16 protein-coding genes and 2 tRNA genes are annotated in these 16,901 nt (G+C 59.4%); 8 read left to right on the top strand and 10 right to left on the bottom strand.

Translation table 11 applies throughout. The annotated features are described in order from the left end of the window. The first annotated feature begins 88 nt into the window (after positions 1-88). The 4 genes from AC3YUO_RS12275 to AC3YUO_RS12260 all read left to right on the top strand — a co-directional run bounded on the left by AC3YUO_RS12275 (position 89) and on the right by AC3YUO_RS12260 (position 6,738). On the top strand, positions 89-2,167 hold the full coding sequence (locus AC3YUO_RS12275; protein WP_489963331.1) for an S-layer homology domain-containing protein: 2,079 nt from the start codon (positions 89-91) through the stop codon (positions 2,165-2,167). A gap of 83 nt (positions 2,168-2,250) precedes the next feature. Beyond that, positions 2,251-4,002: an S-layer homology domain-containing protein gene (locus tag AC3YUO_RS12270; RefSeq protein ID WP_489963330.1), complete on the top strand. Its 1,752-nt coding sequence runs from the start codon at positions 2,251-2,253 to the stop codon at positions 4,000-4,002. 102 nt (positions 4,003-4,104) lie between these two features. Then, positions 4,105-5,079, top strand: coding sequence for an S-layer homology domain-containing protein (locus AC3YUO_RS12265; RefSeq protein ID WP_489963329.1), 975 nt, complete (start codon positions 4,105-4,107; stop codon positions 5,077-5,079). A 237-nt stretch (positions 5,080-5,316) separates the two neighbouring features. Next, the gene (locus AC3YUO_RS12260) at positions 5,317-6,738 is read left to right on the top strand and encodes an MATE family efflux transporter (RefSeq protein WP_489963328.1); all 1,422 of its coding nucleotides are present in this window, start codon (positions 5,317-5,319) and stop codon (positions 6,736-6,738) included. Between the two features lie 101 nt (positions 6,739-6,839). Here AC3YUO_RS12260 and rpsR read toward each other — a convergent pair whose 3' ends face one another. From rpsR to AC3YUO_RS12225, 7 genes are all read right to left on the bottom strand, one after another. Beyond that, entirely contained in the window at positions 6,840-7,085 is a 246-nt protein-coding gene (gene rpsR, locus AC3YUO_RS12255) for a 30S ribosomal protein S18 (protein WP_118643543.1), read from the bottom strand. Positions 7,086-7,123: 38 nt separating this feature from the next. Next, complete coding sequence (locus AC3YUO_RS12250) at positions 7,124-7,606, bottom strand: single-stranded DNA-binding protein (protein ID WP_489963327.1); 483 nt, start codon at positions 7,604-7,606, stop codon at positions 7,124-7,126. Positions 7,607-7,619: 13 nt separating this feature from the next. Further along, entirely contained in the window at positions 7,620-7,916 is a 297-nt protein-coding gene (gene rpsF / locus AC3YUO_RS12245) for a 30S ribosomal protein S6 (protein WP_489963326.1), read from the bottom strand. Positions 7,917-8,108: 192 nt separating this feature from the next. Beyond that, the gene (locus tag AC3YUO_RS12240; RefSeq protein WP_489963325.1) at positions 8,109-9,191 is read right to left on the bottom strand and encodes a PTS sugar transporter subunit IIC; all 1,083 of its coding nucleotides are present in this window, start codon (positions 9,189-9,191) and stop codon (positions 8,109-8,111) included. 116 nt (positions 9,192-9,307) lie between these two features. Further along, a complete protein-coding gene (locus tag AC3YUO_RS12235; RefSeq protein ID WP_489963324.1) occupies positions 9,308-10,204 on the bottom strand; it encodes a helix-turn-helix transcriptional regulator in 897 nt (298 codons plus the stop codon). Positions 10,205-10,353: 149 nt separating this feature from the next. Continuing rightward, complete coding sequence (locus AC3YUO_RS12230) at positions 10,354-10,926, bottom strand: helix-turn-helix transcriptional regulator (RefSeq protein WP_489963323.1); 573 nt, start codon at positions 10,924-10,926, stop codon at positions 10,354-10,356. A gap of 188 nt (positions 10,927-11,114) precedes the next feature. Further along, positions 11,115-11,627 carry a transcription repressor NadR gene (locus AC3YUO_RS12225; protein WP_489963322.1) on the bottom strand — a complete coding sequence of 171 codons (513 nt, stop codon included), beginning with the start codon at positions 11,625-11,627 and terminating at the stop codon, positions 11,115-11,117. A 194-nt stretch (positions 11,628-11,821) separates the two neighbouring features. Here AC3YUO_RS12225 and AC3YUO_RS12220 point away from each other — a divergent pair, with 194 nt between their 5' ends. Then, positions 11,822-12,523, top strand: coding sequence for a hypothetical protein (locus tag AC3YUO_RS12220; RefSeq protein ID WP_489963321.1), 702 nt, complete (start codon positions 11,822-11,824; stop codon positions 12,521-12,523). A 157-nt stretch (positions 12,524-12,680) separates the two neighbouring features. Then, a complete protein-coding gene (proS, locus tag AC3YUO_RS12215; RefSeq protein WP_489963320.1) occupies positions 12,681-14,126 on the top strand; it encodes a proline--tRNA ligase in 1,446 nt (481 codons plus the stop codon). 122 nt (positions 14,127-14,248) lie between these two features. On the opposite strand, the gene AC3YUO_RS12210 is transcribed toward proS, so the two are convergent. The 3 genes from AC3YUO_RS12210 to AC3YUO_RS12200 all read right to left on the bottom strand — a co-directional run bounded on the left by AC3YUO_RS12210 (position 14,249) and on the right by AC3YUO_RS12200 (position 15,700). Beyond that, positions 14,249-14,674 carry a hypothetical protein gene (locus AC3YUO_RS12210; RefSeq protein WP_489963319.1) on the bottom strand — a complete coding sequence of 142 codons (426 nt, stop codon included), beginning with the start codon at positions 14,672-14,674 and terminating at the stop codon, positions 14,249-14,251. Between the two features lie 488 nt (positions 14,675-15,162). Then, the gene (locus AC3YUO_RS12205) at positions 15,163-15,486 is read right to left on the bottom strand and encodes a sigma-70 family RNA polymerase sigma factor (RefSeq protein ID WP_489963318.1); all 324 of its coding nucleotides are present in this window, start codon (positions 15,484-15,486) and stop codon (positions 15,163-15,165) included. Then, complete coding sequence (locus AC3YUO_RS12200; RefSeq protein ID WP_489963317.1) at positions 15,467-15,700, bottom strand: hypothetical protein; 234 nt, start codon at positions 15,698-15,700, stop codon at positions 15,467-15,469. Before AC3YUO_RS12200 ends, AC3YUO_RS12205 begins: the two co-directional genes overlap by 20 nt. Positions 15,701-16,054: 354 nt before the next feature. Between AC3YUO_RS12200 and AC3YUO_RS12195 the strand changes: the two genes are divergently transcribed. Together AC3YUO_RS12195 and AC3YUO_RS12190 are read left to right on the top strand one after the other, a co-directional pair. Beyond that, positions 16,055-16,130 (top strand) — tRNA-Thr (locus AC3YUO_RS12195). 11 nt (positions 16,131-16,141) lie between these two features. After that, a tRNA-Tyr gene (locus AC3YUO_RS12190) sits at positions 16,142-16,226 on the top strand. Positions 16,227-16,901 lie beyond the last annotated feature (675 nt).

Genomic DNA, 16,901 nt, shown 5'->3' with positions numbered 1-16,901 from the left:
GGGCTGGGAACCGCATTTGAGCCGCGGCTTCGGAGAGAAGGAAAACGCAGCTGGATGAGAAAAATGGTGTGAAAGGAGCTCGGATGGAATGAAAAAGAGGATTATTTCTCTGCTGCTGACTGGCGTGATGTGCCTGTGCCTGATGCCGGCGGCGCTGGCTGCGGCGTGGTACGAGACGGGAGAGGTCTATGAGGTGTACCCGTTCTATGTCCAGTACGTTGGAAGCAGCAAACCTGCAACTGGAATCAAGGAAATGACCATCGAAGGACAGACCGTCAAGGTGTCAGTTTATCCGGCCGGAACGCTGTTTCACTCATTTCCGCCGCTGCACTTGTCGAATGTCCAGGCCTATGTTGACGGTAAAATGGTGATAAGTTCCGACTACGGGAATCCGGAGACGGAAGGGTTGCCTGCCCAGGGCGTCTACGAGATTCAGGTATACAGCGATATCGATGGGTACGCGGGTGACGCGTGGGTCACTGCGGAGAACTCCGGCTCCATCCAGCCTCCTCCCCAGCCGGAGAAGATGAAGAAGGCTTACCAGGGGGACGGCTACTACATCACGGTGACCAAGTACGGAAACCAGAATTTGGATCTGGCAACCAATCAGCCGTTTTCGGATGGGCTGATCTGCTATTACGACCGGAATGCCCAAAGTTATGGCTTTGCCGACAAGAACGGAAACGTGGTGGTTTCGGCTCAGGCCTTGGTGGACAGAGGATATCAGCAGACCAGTCCGGGCGTTTTCTTTTCCGATGGCCTGCTGGCAGTGGGCGCAAGGGCGGAATCCGGGCGGGATAACGACCATCCCGGCTATTACTACGGCTATATCAATCGGGACGTGGAGCTGGTGATCCCGACGATTTACAGGCATGCCGAGCCCTTTGTGGACGGAGTGGCCGTGGTGCAGTGGGGCTATAAACTTACCTCCGGCTACATCGACACGACCGGGAAGACCGTGTTGGACAACCCGGGGGGCGAGAGATATGCCCGTTATCAGCCCAGCGTAATGTCTGAGGGGCTCTTCTTCCAAACACAGAACCTCGGTTATGACGATACGTACGGTATTTTTGATGAGTCTGGCCGGCGGCTGGCCCTGATCCACCTGGAAGACCTGGGGATGAGCGGTAGTGCGTATCCGTACGGCGGTTTTTCTGAAGGATATCTGGTGCTGAACGGCGGGGGTGGAGCTACCGTTATTGATCGGGAAGGCGAGCTGGTGTGGCGCGGCAAAGGCTTCACTCCTGCGGGCAATAGCAGTGGGAACTCCGTGCTTTACAGATGCGGCGTCCACTCCGGCCTGCTGATTGTGGAGAATAGTTATCAGAAGGAAGCCGTGGTCAATGTGGAGACCGGGGAGTTTATGTTCACGACGGAAGACAACATCTTTGTCAAGGACGACTTCCGGGACGGCCTGGTCACTGCCTATACCCGAGGTCTCGGCGACGGCGTGTTAGACGACAAGGGGAACTTTGTAATTCCCAGGGGAGATCTGGGCGAAGACAGCTACATCGGTCCCTTCAACGAGGGCCTGGCCATCGCGGTGATCGACGATGAGTATTACCTTCTGGAGAAGCACCAGGGAACCTGGTCCTCCCAGCCGGAGCAGCCTACCGAACCGGAGCAGCCGGAGCGGATTTTCTCCGACGTGGACCCCAACGCCTGGTATGCCAGCTTTGTGGAGACGGTATATGAGAAGGGGCTGTTTGCGGGAGCCGGAAACGGTACCTTTGCCCCCGAGGCCAACATGACCTATGCGGAGTTCCTGACCGTACTCAGCCAGTTCTCCGGGGAGACCCTCACCCCTGTGACCGGCGGGGCCTGGTACGACACCTATGTCAGCTGGGCCAGGGAGAAAGAGCTCATCCCTGCGGGTATGGCGGAGAACTTTAACCCCACCGCTCCCATTACCCGTCAGGATATGGCGGCCCTGTTCGGTACCTTCCTTGGCTGCTATGACCACTCCAATGAGACGGTGAACCCCGGCCAGGCCTCCTATACCGATGCCGGGTCTATCGCGGACTATGCGCGGAGCGGTGTGCAGCTGTGCTACCAGCTGGGCATCATGAGCGGCGGCAGCGACGGTACCTTTGCCCCCCAAGCCACCGCAACCCGTGCTCAGGTGGCGGTCACTATGGTGCAGATGGCCCGGGTGATGGGGAAGTAAATTTTGAGATGAGAATACGGGGGCGGGCTGGATTAGCCGGACCGCCCCCCGACGGCAAACAAAACAAGGAGGATTGAGAGGACATGGAGCATCGGTGGAAGCGGACGCTTGCCGGGACACTCTCCTGCGCCTTGACGCTGACGCTGACGCTGACGGCGGGGCTGGCCTGTGAGCCGGCTTCGGCGGCAGGACCGCAGGAAGTCTACCAGGGGGACGGCTATTACATCACGGTGACCAAGTACGGAAACCAGAACCTGGAGCTGGCAATCGACGAGCCGTTTTCGGATGGGCTGATCCGCTATTATGACCGGGACGTCAACAGCAATGGCTTTGCCGATAAGAACGGAAACATAGTGGTTTCGGCCCAGACCCTGGCGGACAAAGGATATGAGCAAAAGGGATTTGACGGCCTCTTTTCCGACGGCCTGCTGGCGGTTGAAGCGGAGCCGGAAGAAGGGGTTGATGACAGCTATTCCGGTGCCCATTACGGCTACATCAACCGGGACGTGGAGCTGGTGATTCCGTCGATTTACAGAAGTGCCGCGCCCTTTGTGGACGGAGTGGCTCTGGTGAAGTCGGCGGACAGAGACACTGCCTTTCGCTATATCGACACGTCCGGAAAAACGGTGCTGGCCGACCCCGGGGGAGAGAAATATGCCCGTTATGAGCCCAGCGTGATGTCTGAGGGGCTCTTCTTCCAAACGCAGGACACCGGCTATATGGGCTGGGGCATGGGCAATGAGTACGGCATTTTTGATGAGTCTGGCCGTCGGCTGGCCCTGGTCACCGTGGATGATCTGGAGACGAGCAGTGGTGTGAGTCCGTCCGGCGGTTTTTTTGAGGGATATTTGGTGTTGGACTGCGTGGATGGAACTGCCGTTATTGATCGGGAAGGCGAGCTGGTGTGGCGCAGCAAAGACTGCTACGTTGAGGGCTATAGTGAGGATAATGTGCTATACAATAGAGGCGTCCACTCCGGCCTGTTGATTGTGCGCGATCAAAATGGAAATTCCGGCGTGGTGAATGTGGAGACGGGGAAGTTTGTCATTCCGCCGGAGGATGAGACGGGCGGTTTCCTTGACGACTTCCGGGACGGCCTGGCCACCGTCTATAACGGGAGCCGCTATTGCTACGGTGTGGTAGACACCAAGGGGAACTTTGTGATTCCCATGGAGGCTCTGGGAAAGTACAGCGAAATCAGCCCGTTTAACGAGGGACTGGCCATCGCGGAGATCGACGATGAGTATTACCTTCTGGAGAAGCACCAGGGGACCTGGTCCTCCCAGCCGGAGCAGCCGGAGCGGATTTTCTCCGACGTGGACCCCAAAGCTTGGTATGCCAGCTTTGTGGAGACGGTATATGAGAAGGGGCTGTTTGCGGGGGCCGGTAATGGGACCTTCGCCCCTGAGGCCAACATGACCTACGCGGAGTTCCTGACCGTGCTCAGCCAGTTCTCCGGGGAGACCCTTACCCCTGTGACCGGCGGGGCCTGGTACGACACCTATGTCAGCTGGGCCAGGGAGAAAGAACTCATCCCTGCGGGTATGGCGGAGAACTTTAACCCCACCGCTCCCATTACCCGTCAGGATATGGCAGCCCTGTTCGGTACCTTCCTTGGCTGCTATGACCACTCCAATGAGACGGTGAATCCCGGCCAGGCATCCTATACCGACGCCGGGTCTATCGCGGACTATGCCCAGAGCGGCGTGCAGCTGTGCTACCAGCTGGGCATCATGAGTGGCGGCAGCGACGGTACCTTTGCTCCCCAGGCCACCGCAACCCGTGCTCAAGTGGCGGTCACTATGGTGCAGATGGCCCGAGTGATGGGCCGGTAAAACTCTGAATCGAAGAACGGGAAAAAGCGCGGGGGCTTAGTACCCGCAAGCAACTTTGTACGGCCCGGAGAAAAAATAAATTAAAGAAGGAGCGGTTTTAGAATGAAGAAATTGTGTTCTTGGATTCTGACGCTGGCTATGGTAGTGGGCATGCTGGCTACCTCTGCCTTCGCCTATCTGGAGTATGTCTCCGAAATGGACTATATGGTGCCCAGCAACAGCTATGTAAAAACGGACACTGTCACCGGGAGAAACGGCGAACAGCACACCGTCTATATTTTCCCTGCCGGGACCACCTTCACCCCGCGGACAATGGGGAGCTTCGCCCTGGTAATCTATGCGTGGACGCTGGATTCCGTGAAGCAGGGTACGGCCAGCTATTACGATGCTGACTATGAGGCAGTGGGTGAGAATGCCCCCGCTTTTGTGCCCGAGCCCGGTGTAGTCTACCTGCTGGAGGAGACCAACACCATGGACTGGTTCCAGGATATGTATATCATGGTGGAGAGCGGCAGCGCCCCTGTGGATCCTGAACCGGAGCAGCCGGAGCAGGTGTTCTCCGATGTCTCTCCCGACGCTTGGTATGCCAGCTTCGTGCAGACGGTGTACGAGAAGGGACTGTTCGCGGGGGCCGGGGACGGCACCTTCGCCCCTGAGGCCAACATGACCTACGCGGAGTTCCTGACCGTGCTCAGCCAGTTCTCCGGGGAGACCCTCACCCCTGTGACCGGCGGAGCCTGGTACGACACTTATGTGCAGTGGGCCCAGCCCCTCATCCCTGCGGGCATGGCGGAGAACTTTAACCCCACCGCTCCCATTACCCGGCAGGACATGGCGGCCCTGTTCGGTACCTTCCTTGGCTGCTATGACCACTCCAATGAGACGGTGAACCCCGGCCAGGCCTCCTATACCGACGCCGGGTCTATCGCGGACTATGCCCAGAGCGGCGTGCAGCTGTGCTACCAGCTGGGCATCATGAGCGGCGGCAGTGACGGTACCTTTGCCCCTCAAGCCACCGCAACCCGTGCTCAGGTGGCGGTCACTATGGTGCAGATGGCCCGGGTGATGGGCAAGTAAACAAGATATTCAGGCATAGCCCAAGGGCCGGACGGAGCGTTTTCCGTCCGGCCCTTTTTGCCGGGTGAGGGACAGCAACGGGAGGCGGAGGCTTTGAAACAGAATATACAAGAGGTCCCGGGCAAAAACTTGCTAAAAATTGTGAAAAAAACCTCTAGGCAGGACAGAAACCGGTGACTATAATAATCCGGTATGCAATGAGATTTGAATTGGAAGATCTGGAGAGGAGAGAAGGCAATGACCCGGGATTTGACCAAAGGCAGCCCCATGCGGCTGATTCTTCAGTTTGCGGTACCTACGCTGCTGGGCCTGCTGTTCCAGCAGTTCTATAACCTGGTGGACACCATGATCGTGGGCAAGCTGCTGGGGGCCCAGGCCCTGGCGGCGGTGGGATCCACCGGCTCCATCAACTTTTTCGTCATCGGCTTCTGCACCGGGGTGTGCAGCGGCTTTGCCATTCCGGTGGCCCAGCGGATGGGGGCGGGCGAGCCCTCCAAGATGCGGCGGTACGTGGCCAACGCGGCCTATCTCTCCGCGCTCTTTGCACTGGTGCTGACGGTGGCCACTGGCCTGGGCTGCCGGGCCATCCTCACCCTGATGCGCACCCCGGAGGACATCTTTGCCGGAGCCAACGCCTACATTTTTGTCATCTTCATGGGCATCCCCGCCACCTTCCTCTATAACCTGCTGGCGGGCATTCTCCGCTCCCTGGGCGACAGCCGCACGCCGGTGTACTTCCTGGCCCTGTCCTCCTTCCTGAATATTTTCCTGGACTTTGCCCTTATCCTGTGGTTTGAGGCAGGCGTGGCCGGGGCGGCCATCGCCACCGTGGTGTCCCAGGGAATCTCCGGCCTGGCCTGCCTGGCCTATATGGTGAAAAAATACCCCATTCTCCGCATGACCCGGGAGGAGCGGCGGCTGGACGGCCACTCCTGCAAGGTGCTGTGCGCCATGGGTATCCCCATGGGCCTGCAGTACTCCATCACCGCCATTGGCTCCATCATTCTCCAGTCCTCCGTCAACGTGCTGGGCAGCACCTATGTGGCCGCGGTGGCCGCGGGCGTGAAGCTCTTCCAACTGCTGGGCTGCCCCTTTGACGCCATGGGGGCCACCATGGCCACCTACTGCGGCCAGAATGTGGGCGCCTGCCGTCTGGACCGGCTGGGCCAGGGCATCCGCTCCTGCTCCCTGCTGGGCCTGGGATATTCGGTGATTGCCTTCGGGGCCATGACCCTCTTTGCCCAGCCCTGCGCCATGCTGTTCCTCAACCCCAACGAGCCCCAGCTGGCCTGGCTGGTGGAGCTCACCTCCCGGTATACCATCACAGCGACTGCCTTCTTTTTCCCTCTTGCCCTGGTAAACATCATCCGCTTCTCCATCCAGGGGATGGGGTACAGTGCCTTTGCCATTTTCTCCGGTGTGCTGGAGATGCTGGCCCGCACCGGCGTAGGCATGGGCCTGGTGCCCATGTTCGGGTACAGCGCGGTGTGCTTTGCCTCTCCGGCGGCCTGGATTGCCGCGGATCTGTTCCTCATTCCCGCCAGCATGGGCTGTATCCGCCGCCTGCGCCGGATTTATCCCAACCAGCCTGAGCAGCTGGAGGGGAACGAAGCTGCTTCCGTCTGCCCCAAGCCCCTGAAGGCGGGCGCCGGTCAATAAGAAAAAACGCGCGCGGTCCTTTTGAGGACCGCGCGCGTTTCATTTGCAGAAGTAAGAAAAAGGCCCGTTCCTCCAAGAGAAACGGGCCTTTTGTGAACCAATTAGTCGGTCACGTAGGGCAGCAGAGCGATCTGACGGGCGCGCTTGATGGCCTCAGTCAGCTGACGCTGATGCATGGCGCAGGTGCCGGTGGTACGGCGGGGCAGAATCTTGGCCCGCTCGGAGGTGAACCGGCGCAGCTTGGCGGCGTCCTTGTAATCAATCTGCTCGACCTTGTCCACGCAGAAGGCGCAGACCTTGCGGCGCTTGCGGCCGCGGGGAGCCTTGTTATCACGATCCATAGCCATGGAAAAAACCTCCTTTTTACGACCAGAAACGGTCAAAGTCAAAACGGCAGCTCGCCGTCGTCATCGGAAAGCTCGGCAAACTGGTCGCCGTCCGCAGGGGGGGCGCCATAGCCGGAGGGGGCTGCGGGAGCGGAATATCCGCCGGCGGCGTAGCCGCCCTGGCCAAAGCCGCGGTCATAGCCGCCGCCCTCGCCGTCCCGCTTGGAATCGCCGAAATACACATTGTCAGCCACGACCTCGGCGGAGCGGCGCTTGTTGCCGTCCTTGTCGGTCCAGTCGCGCATCTGCAGGCGGCCCTCCACCACGGCCATGCGGCCCTTGGTGAAGTAGCGGCTGACAAACTCGCCGGTCTGACGCCAGGCCACCACGTCGATGAAGTCGGTGGCCCGCTCGCCGGTGGACTTGTCCTTGAAGTCCCGGTCCACGGCCAGGGAGAAGGACGCAACGGGAGTTCCGGTCTGTGTGCGCCGGAGCTCGGGATCACGGGTCAGACGGCCCATGAGGAAAATCTTGTTGAGCATCGCAGCTCCTCCCTTACTGGTCCTTGCAGACAATCAGGGAACGCATCACGCCGTCGGTGATCCGGAAGATACGGTCCAGCTCGGCGGGGATAGCGGCGGCAGCGTTGAAGGTCATCAGGACGTAGTAGCCCTCCATCAGATCGTTGATGGGATAGGCCAGACGGCGCTTGCCCCACTCGTCGATCTCGGAGACAGTACCGTTCGCCTCCACGACACCCTTGAACTTGGCCACCAGAGCGGCAATCTGCTCCTCGCTCAGAGCGGGATCAAGGATGTAAACCGCCTCGTAGTTCGCATTGATCTTTGCCATGTTTTGCACCTCCTTATGGACGTATGGCCCCCATTTGCGGGGGCAAGGATGTGCCTGCCCACAATGACAGGCTTAATTATTATACCGGAATCGAGAGAAATGTCAAGGGAAAAATCCGAATTTTTTGAAAAAAAGGGGCTCTGGCCGGAGAATTTTCCGGTCAGAGCCCGGCAATTGACAGAAAGAGACCGCTTACTGAGGCAGAACCAGGTCGCCCTCCTTGATCCAGCCGATTTTCCGGAAGAAGAGGCCAAAGGCCCAGCAGAGGACGGCGGGCAGCACGAAGGAGATAAGGATGAGGCCCAGCCAGTCAAAGGAGGTGATGGCGGCCTTGGTGCCGTTGGCCACATCGTTGACCCACCCGGCGTATACGCCGATCTGGCCCACGAAGCCGCAGGTGCCCATGCCCGAGGCCACGCCCCCGGAGGGATCGTTCATCTCCAGGTGGAACAGACAGGTGGCCATGGGGCCTGTGATGGCGGAGGTGAGGATGGCGGGCAGCCAGATTTTGGGGTTCTTGACAATGTTGGGCATCTGAAGCATGGAGGTGCCCACGCCCTGGCTTACCAGACCGCCCCACTTATTCTCCCGGAAGGACAGGACGGCAAATCCTACCATGTTGGCGCAGCACCCCGCCACCGCCGCGCCTCCGGCCAGACCGGTGAGGCCGATGGCTGCGCAGATGGCCGCCGAGGAGATGGGCAGGGTGAGGGCGACGCCGATGACCACCGACACCAGAATGCCCATCCAGAAGGGCTGGAGGACCGTGGCCCACTTGACGAAGTCGCCCACGGAGGAGGCGGCGGTGCCAATAGCGGGGGCCCACCAGGCCGACAGGACGACTCCGGAGAAGATAGTCACCAGAGGGGTCACCAGGATGTCTACCTTGGTCTCCTTGGAAGCTGCCTTGCCCAGCTCGGCGGCGATGATGGCGATGAACAGCACCGCCAGGGGGCCGCCGGCCCCTTTGCCTCCGTCCAGGGTGGTGGAGCCCAGGGCGTTGGCGGCGTAGCCCACGGTGACCAGGGAGAAGAGCACCAGAGGGGAGGCCTGGAGAGCGTAGCCGATGGCCACCGCCATGGCCGCCCCGCTCATGGCAGAGGCGTAGCCGCCCATGGTTACCAGGAGGGGGATTCCCAGCTGGTCTCCCAGAGTGTCCAGAATGGTGCCGATAAGCAAAGAGCAGAAGAGACCCTGGGCCATGGCCCCCAGGGCGTCAATGCCGTAGCGCTTGGCGGAAAAGACAATGTTCTTCCGCTGCAGAAATTCCTTCATAAAACCGCAACCTCTCTCTAAACAGCAAAACAAAAATGTGGTTTACAGGTGTCAAGACACGTGTAAACCACATTGTACTGGAAATGGGAAATTTGTCAAGTCCCGAAGCAGGATTTTCAGTCATCGTCCTTGTAGGGGTCCAGCAGCACATGGACCAGGCCGCACAGGATGCCGCCCACGGCAAACAGCCACCAGGCGGTGCGCCACAGGTCCAGAGCCAGCCCCAGTCCCACATAGACAGCGGTGGCGGTGATCATGATGGCGGAGCAGATGGTGCCGATGAGCTTGTTTCGCTCCCGTACCTGGGGAGTGGGGTTGTTGTCCCGGTTGTACTTCCACACCTGGTACTTCTCCAGGTCCATCCCGCCGTAGAGGAGGGCGGAGATCGACAGGGCCAGAAGGATGAAAAAGCCGCCCCCTGCGGTCAGCTCATAGGGCTCCCGTTCGGGGAACACGGTAAAAAAGAGGAGCAGAAAGACGACTCCGGCCAGAATTCCGCCGATGCCTCCGCACATGAGCCAGATGAACCGCCGGTGGGCGGCGTCCCTGGCCTCCTGGGTGTAGCAGTCGGGGACGGTGGGGTGCTTCTTGCGGAAATCCTCCTCCAGCAGACCGCTGGCCACCAGCACCACCACGCAGACGGCAATCACCGTCAGCAGCAGGGCTACGGAGAGCGTTTCCGCCAGCCCGGCCGCCATGGTCAGCAGCATGAGGGCCACCCCCAGCAGGATTCCGCCTACCCCCAGAGACACCCGAAGGTTGTGGGCGGTGAAAAAGGCGTCATAGCCGTCGGAGTCTGCCTGGAGACTGGCCCGGGTGTCTCCCCGCAGCAGCAGGTCCAGACTCACCTCATAGAGCTCACACAGCTTCAGCAGCGTGTCCATCTCCGGGAAGGCGGCGCCGCTCTCCCATTTGCTCACGCTCTGGCGGGAGACGTTCAGCGTCTCTGCCAGCTGTTCTTGGGTGAGTCCGCGGCGGGCACGGAGAAATTGCAGGTTGTCAGAAAAGGCCATAGCCAGCACCTCCAAGGGGGGATTCAGGATGGCCCTATCTTAACCCGGCGGGGGGAACTGTGCCACCGATTTCCGGTTGCGTTGGAAGAACGGACCGTAAACTTTGGGTTGCGCAGGGCAAATTGGAGGAAAAGGAGGCGAAAAATCCCTCAGGGGTTCTTCGTCCGCTCCCGCCACAGCAGCGCGGTGAGGATGGCTCCTGCAATCATGACCAGGATACCCAGGACCAGGATTATGGTGGGGATGGTGAGAAAAACGGAACTGGTGCGGGTGAAGGGATCATCGGCAAAGAGGACCTCCGTCCCCGTTCCGGGCAGCCCTTCAAACTGGTAGACGGGCGCCATCATGGCGGAGAAGGCGTACCGGGCGATGCCCCCCACCAGGGTCATGCCCGCCCCCTGGAGAAACAGGTAGACCCCTGCCAGCCAGCCCCATCGCCGCACCATCCGTCCAAAGAGCGGAATGGCCTGATACTTGGGTCCGGGAGCGTTGGAGGGAGAGGACGAGGGGGCGGAGGACTGAGGTGCCTCAGGGGAGAGCAGCTGGTCGGTGGTAATATGGAAGGCCTTGGCCAGCAGGACCACCTTGCTCAGCTCGGGGGTGGATTCCCCTGTCTCCCATTTGCTCACCGCCTGGCGGGATACTCCCACCCGGGCGGCCAGTTCCTCCTGGGAGAGACCGGCAGATTTGCGGTAAGAAAGAATTTTTTCACTCAGCGTCATAATTGTAGCCTCCGTTTCATTCCGGCCAGAGCGTATCGGCCTGGCCGGGATTTGGGATGGGGCGGGCGCCGGCGGAAAAACAGGGTTCCATAGGGCCCCTCTGGTTCCACCATACCAAAGGGGCGGTTGCGAAACCACCAGGCGGGGCTGGAATCTTCGCAACCAGTGGTTGCGAAGGGCGTTTTTCCCTAATCTTCCAGCAAAAAGCCCAGCTGGGACAGGGATTGGCACACCCGGTCATAGGCCGCCTGGTCGGGGCAGGAGAGGGTGTGGAGATGAATGCCCTCGGTGAGCTGGGAGAGGGGGAGGGCCTCCGCCTGGCGGCAGCGGGCAATAAACTGGCCCACGTCGTAGCGGGAGGCAAGCTGCAGCGGGCCGGTGAGCTGGCCGTAGATGGGATGCTCCACAATGACGTCCAGCACAGTGCAGCCCTGGTCCACCATGGCGTTGAGTTCGGCCTCCATGTCCGCCCCGTCGTGGCGCACCGCCACCCGGCGCACCAGGCCGGCGGGAGAGCTCTGAATGACATAGCCCCTGGGGGTGGCGGCGATGTCCATGCCGCCTGCGCGGAGCAGGGCTACGTCGCCCACGATAATCTGCCGGCTGACGGAACACTCCCGGGCCAGCACGGCGGCGCTGACGGGCCCCTTGGCACAGCTGAGAAGCCGGGCAATGGCTGCCCGACGCTGGCTGCCGTCCATGGACCACTCCTCCTTTCCAACTGAGAACGTTTGATGAGATGCCCCAAGTGTAGCATAAACATTTCCCAGGGGCAAGCTTGACTTTGTGGGATGAATCCAATACAATAAAGAGGACAATTTGCCTAGAAATTATCAGAGAGGGACGGAAGGTTTTTGGGCGAAATGGAAAGAAACAGATGAGGGATGGGATACATATGAAGCATATCCGGAGCGCATGTCTGGCCGGACTGATTCTTTGTGCGGCCACCGTGCTGGCCGCTTGCGGCGTAAGCCGAATGGACGCCTCCACCTATATTCAGGGAGAGCTGGACGCGGTCTACCGCGGGGTCTACAACGACGAATACCTGGAGCTGGTGGAGGACATGACCAAGGCTGATGCGGAGGAAAAGTACAAGGCCAACGTATCCGCGGAGGCGGAGTACCTGCTGTACTACTTCCTTGGCGCGGAGTACCCCGATGACGCGGTGACCGCCAAGGCGGAGAGCCTGGTGAAGGAGATCTACTCCCACGCCCAGTATACCGTTGGGGAGGCGGACAAGCTGCAGAGCGGCGACTTTGTGGTGGAGGTCACCCTGTCGCCCATCGAGATTATGACGCTGATTCCAGAGGAGAGCTATGCCGAGCACTGGCAGGCCGCCTGTGCGGAGAAGGGGATTACCACCCAGGAGCAGCTCAACAACGTGAGCGAGGAGGAGTATGCCGCCATTGATGCCGCCTATGCCATGGGCATGCTGGAAGAGGTGGAGAGCCTGATGCCTCAGCTGAGCTACGGGGCGGACCAGGAGATCATGCTTCAGCTGGAGCTGGGGGATGACAACTACTACTCCCTGGTGGAGGAGGACTGGCAGTACCTGGACGGCGTCATGATCGACTACTACGGCGATTACACGGAATAAAACGGAACATGAACGGGGCCCGCATGCCTGAACGGACAGGCTGTGGGCCCTGTTTTTTTGCAATTTCGCGGGGAAAACTTGACTTTTTTCCCCGGGCTTCCTACAATAAGGAATACGAGTTTTCCAATCCCATTTTGAAATAAAGGACTGAGAAGATATGGCACAGAACCCCAATAAGAAGCAGGTGGAGCAGATCACCGATATGGAGGTGGACTTCGCCCAGTGGTACACCGACGTGTGTAAGAAGGCGGAGCTCATCGACTACTCCTCCATCAAGGGGATGTTTATTTACCGCCCCTACGGCTACGCCATCTGGGAGAACATCCAGGCGGAGCTGGACAAGCGGTTCAAGGAGACCGGACACGAGAACGTGTACCTGCCCATGCTGATTCCGGAGTCCCTCCTGCAGAAGGAGAAGGACCATGTGGAGGGCTTCGCCCCCGAGTGCGCCTGGGTCACCTACGGCGGCAGCGAGAAGCTGGAGGAGCGCTACTGCATCCGTCCCACCAGTGAGACCCTGTTCTGCGAGCACTATAAGAACATCATTCACTCCCACCGGGACCTGCCCAAGCTTTACAACCAGTGGTGCTCCGTGCTGCGCTGGGAGAAGACCAGCCGTCCCTTCCTGCGCCACCGTGAGTTCCTGTGGCAGGAGGGCCACACCATGCACGCCACCGAGGAAGAGGCCCGGGAAGAGACCATGCGCATGCTGAACATCTACGCCGACTTCATGGAGAATGTGCTGGCTATGCCCGTGGTCCGCGGCCGCAAGACCGACAAGGAGAAGTTCAACGGCGCCGAGGAGACCTACACCGTGGAGTGCATGATGCACGACCGGAAGGCTCTCCAGGCCGGTACCAGCCACTACTTCGGCGACGGCTTTGCCCGGGCCTTTGACATCACCTTCACTGGCAAGGACAACCAGCTCCACCACCCCCACCAGACCTCCTGGGGCGTGTCCACCCGCATGATCGGTGGCATCATCATGACCCACGGCGACAACAACGGCCTGGTGCTGCCTCCCCGCATTGCCCCCATCCAGGCCATGGTCATTCCTGTGGCCCAGCACAAGGAGGGCGTGCTGGACGCCGCCACCGACCTGCTGAACCGCCTGAAGGCTGCCGGCGTCCGCGCTGACATGGATGCCTCCGACCAGTCCATGGGCTGGAAGGCCGCCCAGTATGAGATGAAGGGCGTGCCCCTGCGTGTGGAGATTGGCCCCAAGGATATGGAGAAGGGCCAGTGCTGCATCTGCCGCCGGGACTCCGGAGAGAAGGTCTTTGTCCCCCTGGCCGAGCTGGAGAGCACCGTCAAGGAGCTGCTGGACGCGGTGCACAACGGTCTGTACGAGCGGGCCAAGAAGAACCTGGAGGACCACACCAAGGTGTGCATGACCATGGACGAGGTCAAGGAGTTCATGGAGACCGAGGGCGGCTTCGCCAAGACCATGTGGTGCGGCGACGAGGCCTGCGAGCTGAAGATGAAGGAAGTGGCCGGGGTCTCCTCCCGGTGCATGCCCTTCGCTCAGGAGAAGGTGTCCGACACCTGCGTGTGCTGCGGCAAGCCTGCCAAGCACAGTATCCTGTGGGGCGTGGCCTACTAATCAAGAATCCGGAAGATTTTGTTCGGAAAGAAAAAGCGAGGGCGCGGCCATTGGCCGCGCCCTCGTTGCCTTTTGAAACTATGGTAGGGAAAGCATCGTCCAGCCTGGTCGGGAAAGACCGTTCAGTCCGCCGCCTTTTGGGAAGGCGGAGTGTTGGCCGGGGAGGACCTGTAAAACTTATACAGGATAAACGCATCCCGGAGCGGCAGTGCGCCCAGAAACATGCTGAAATCGATGCGCTGCCGCAAGTCCCGGGGGAAGTCGGGAATCCCTCTTGTTACCAGAAAGAGCGGGATCGCGTAGGCGAGCAGGACGAGCCAACTCATTTTCCAGTATCGGTCGCAGCGGCTGCCCTCCTGCTTGCGCAGAGCAGAGATCTTAGGCCAGAGCAGCTCATACTGGATGAGCCAGGGGATACAGAACAGGATAAAGTTTCGCACGCTGGGCTGGTAAAAGCGCAGAAGGAACAGAATGTAGCACAGGTCGAAGATTAGAAGCACCTCATAAACTGATTTTTTCTCACCCAGCGACGCCAGCTTCTCTCGCATGTTCGCGGCCTCCTTTCGGGTTGGCGCAGGGTAAAACCGGATAATAAACCTCTGTTTTCCGATTGCGTGTAAACTTGCTCTGATCAAGAAGCTATCTTTTTAAAACCGTTGCCTGTCCACTGAAAGATGCTCATACATGAAAGCATGCACTGCACTTATAATATCAGTGTCAGTTCTCCCAAAAACGGAGAGGGATAAGCTTCACTCTGTTGCTGCACCACTGTGACTATCATGACAAGCAACGAATTTTAAATTCTGTTTCCAGTTACAGGAACCAGAGAAGTGAGAGTTACAGAGCCAAGGGACTCATCCTTTCTGTTCTGTGTCGGATCTTCTTCGGTGGAGATAGATGTAAATAGTGCACATATTTTTTCGAAAAAATACAATTTTACAGCATAATTTTAATATAATTGGCGTTTGGTGTCAAGGGTATGCGTACCTCTGGGCTATATGGATGCTCCGGCTGCCAAAGTACTGGCTGCCGGTGGTCAGTCCGGATAGAGGTTTCGCAGGTAGGCCTCCGCCCCGTAGCGGAGACAGCGCTGCAGCCGCCGCTCGCCCCGCTTGATGGTGCGGGAGACGGTGGATTTGTCCACCCCCAGCTGTTCGCCAATCTCCCGCATGTTCATGCCCTGGGCGTAGTACATCAGCAGAGCCTGGCGCTGCCGGGGCGTGACGTCCTCCTGAAGGCAGCGGATAAGGTTGCGCTTCAGACGGCTTATTTCCTTGCTGTTGTCGGCTGACATCTGGAGGGAGTACATCGCCATGTCGGCGGCGTACACCTTGCCCCGCCTATATCGTGTATTTGGCATTGCGCCGATACCCCCTGTCGTAATAGCGCTCGGTCAGGACTGCCAGCTCCCGGGCCTCCCGGAGCATGGTGGACAGCATGCGGATGCGGTCCTCCAGCTGGCAGCGCTGGTCAGCATTTCGGGTGTGCTCCAGCCGGTATTGCAGCTGGCAGATACGCAGGTCCAGCGTGTGGGCGTGGGAGCGGTACTCGGCGGATAGTTCCAGCAGTGTCATGATAATCCCTCTCTCTCGTGGTAATTCAGACGGGCGTGGCAGAGCGCGCAGATGCGACGACCTCGCCAGGAGCTGCCCAGGTCCGTGCGGTATTGCTCTGACCCGCACAGGGGACAAAGCCAGAGGGGAGCTTCCAGCTGGCTGTCCCACAGAGGCGGGTTGAGCCTGGTGCGCGGCAGATACGTGAATCATTCCTCCTTCCTGTTTGAGATGCCCGGTGATAAGGTCCCCGCCAGGCATTTTCCGGGCAGCCTGGCGGGGCAAGAAAATTTTTAAAAAATGATTGACAAGGGGAAAACTCTCTGCTATAATATCCCTTGCTGTTGGGCAGAACGCGCCAATTACGGCCGACATGCTGGTGTAGCTCAGTCGGTAGAGCAGCTGATTTGTAATCAGCAGGTCGGGGGTTCGAATCCGTCCACCAGCTCCAAAATTTCATATGGAGGAGTTCCCGAGTGGCCAAAGGGGGCAGACTGTAAATCTGTTGCGTTTCGCTTCGGTGGTTCGAATCCACCCTCCTCCACCAGAAAAACGGTGACCCCGTCAGGGGTTGCCGTTTTTCTTATCTGAGGGCGGATGAGACGGCGGCTCTTGGCAACGTGCCGGTGGCACGTTGCAACCGCCGGGCTTTTCCGCAGAAAAGCGAATCCACCCTCCTCCACCACGTCGCCGCAAACGTCATATCGTTTGCGGCGATTTTTTATAAAAATCACCGCGCACTCATTTTGTTGCGGCTCCTTGCCAAACCGGACCCGCTGTGCTGGGCTCCGGTTTGGTGGCCGCCCTTCGGGCGGCGGGGAAGTATTCTGCAAGCGTCATATCGCTTGCGACGAGTTTTTTTATTCAAAACTTATCGCGCGCTCATTTGGGTGCGGCTCCTTTCCAAACCGGACCCGCGTGCTGGGCTCTGGCTTGGTGGCCGTCCAGCGGGCGGCGGGCCGTGGGTTGCCGTTTTTCTTATCTAAGGGCGGATGAGGCGGCGGCTCCCGTTGCCAAAGTGTGCACCGGCGGCCAAAAACGGCATGGCCTTTTGAAGGAAAAAGTCGGTACGTCATAATAGAACTAATGTTCTATTTACGGATTAAGAATACTCCTTTTTCGGTTTTCTGTCAACCGGGCAGAGGAGGCCTTTTTCTTGCGGAGGACCGGAAAAAGGGACTTTAATTCCGTGCAGAACACAAAAAAATCCCCGCAGGCAGTA

The sequence above is a fragment of the Pseudoflavonifractor sp. HNCC25GI2 genome (assembly GCF_058136395.1).
This window is presented reverse-complemented; position numbering and strand designations above follow the sequence as displayed.

What these genes read in the sequence shown, in the direction of transcription:
- AC3YUO_RS12270 (WP_489963330.1), top strand. Translation starts at nt 2,251, where the DNA reads ATGGAGCATCGGTGGAAGCGGACGCTTGCCGGGACACTCTCCTGCGCC.
- AC3YUO_RS12225 (WP_489963322.1), bottom strand. Translation starts at nt 11,627, where the DNA reads ATGGACGGCAGCCAGCGTCGGGCAGCCATTGCCCGGCTTCTCAGCTGT.
- AC3YUO_RS12220 (WP_489963321.1), top strand. Translation starts at nt 11,822, where the DNA reads ATGAAGCATATCCGGAGCGCATGTCTGGCCGGACTGATTCTTTGTGCG.
- AC3YUO_RS12265 (WP_489963329.1), top strand. Translation starts at nt 4,105, where the DNA reads ATGAAGAAATTGTGTTCTTGGATTCTGACGCTGGCTATGGTAGTGGGC.
- rpsR (WP_118643543.1), bottom strand. Translation starts at nt 7,085, where the DNA reads ATGGCTATGGATCGTGATAACAAGGCTCCCCGCGGCCGCAAGCGCCGC.
- proS (WP_489963320.1), top strand. Translation starts at nt 12,681, where the DNA reads ATGGCACAGAACCCCAATAAGAAGCAGGTGGAGCAGATCACCGATATG.
- AC3YUO_RS12240 (WP_489963325.1), bottom strand. Translation starts at nt 9,191, where the DNA reads ATGAAGGAATTTCTGCAGCGGAAGAACATTGTCTTTTCCGCCAAGCGC.
- AC3YUO_RS12235 (WP_489963324.1), bottom strand. Translation starts at nt 10,204, where the DNA reads ATGGCCTTTTCTGACAACCTGCAATTTCTCCGTGCCCGCCGCGGACTC.
- AC3YUO_RS12205 (WP_489963318.1), bottom strand. Translation starts at nt 15,486, where the DNA reads ATGCCAAATACACGATATAGGCGGGGCAAGGTGTACGCCGCCGACATG.
- AC3YUO_RS12210 (WP_489963319.1), bottom strand. Translation starts at nt 14,674, where the DNA reads ATGCGAGAGAAGCTGGCGTCGCTGGGTGAGAAAAAATCAGTTTATGAG.
- AC3YUO_RS12200 (WP_489963317.1), bottom strand. Translation starts at nt 15,700, where the DNA reads ATGACACTGCTGGAACTATCCGCCGAGTACCGCTCCCACGCCCACACG.
- AC3YUO_RS12250 (WP_489963327.1), bottom strand. Translation starts at nt 7,606, where the DNA reads ATGCTCAACAAGATTTTCCTCATGGGCCGTCTGACCCGTGATCCCGAG.
- AC3YUO_RS12275 (WP_489963331.1), top strand. Translation starts at nt 89, where the DNA reads ATGAAAAAGAGGATTATTTCTCTGCTGCTGACTGGCGTGATGTGCCTG.
- rpsF (WP_489963326.1), bottom strand. Translation starts at nt 7,916, where the DNA reads ATGGCAAAGATCAATGCGAACTACGAGGCGGTTTACATCCTTGATCCC.
- AC3YUO_RS12260 (WP_489963328.1), top strand. Translation starts at nt 5,317, where the DNA reads ATGACCCGGGATTTGACCAAAGGCAGCCCCATGCGGCTGATTCTTCAG.
- AC3YUO_RS12230 (WP_489963323.1), bottom strand. Translation starts at nt 10,926, where the DNA reads ATGACGCTGAGTGAAAAAATTCTTTCTTACCGCAAATCTGCCGGTCTC.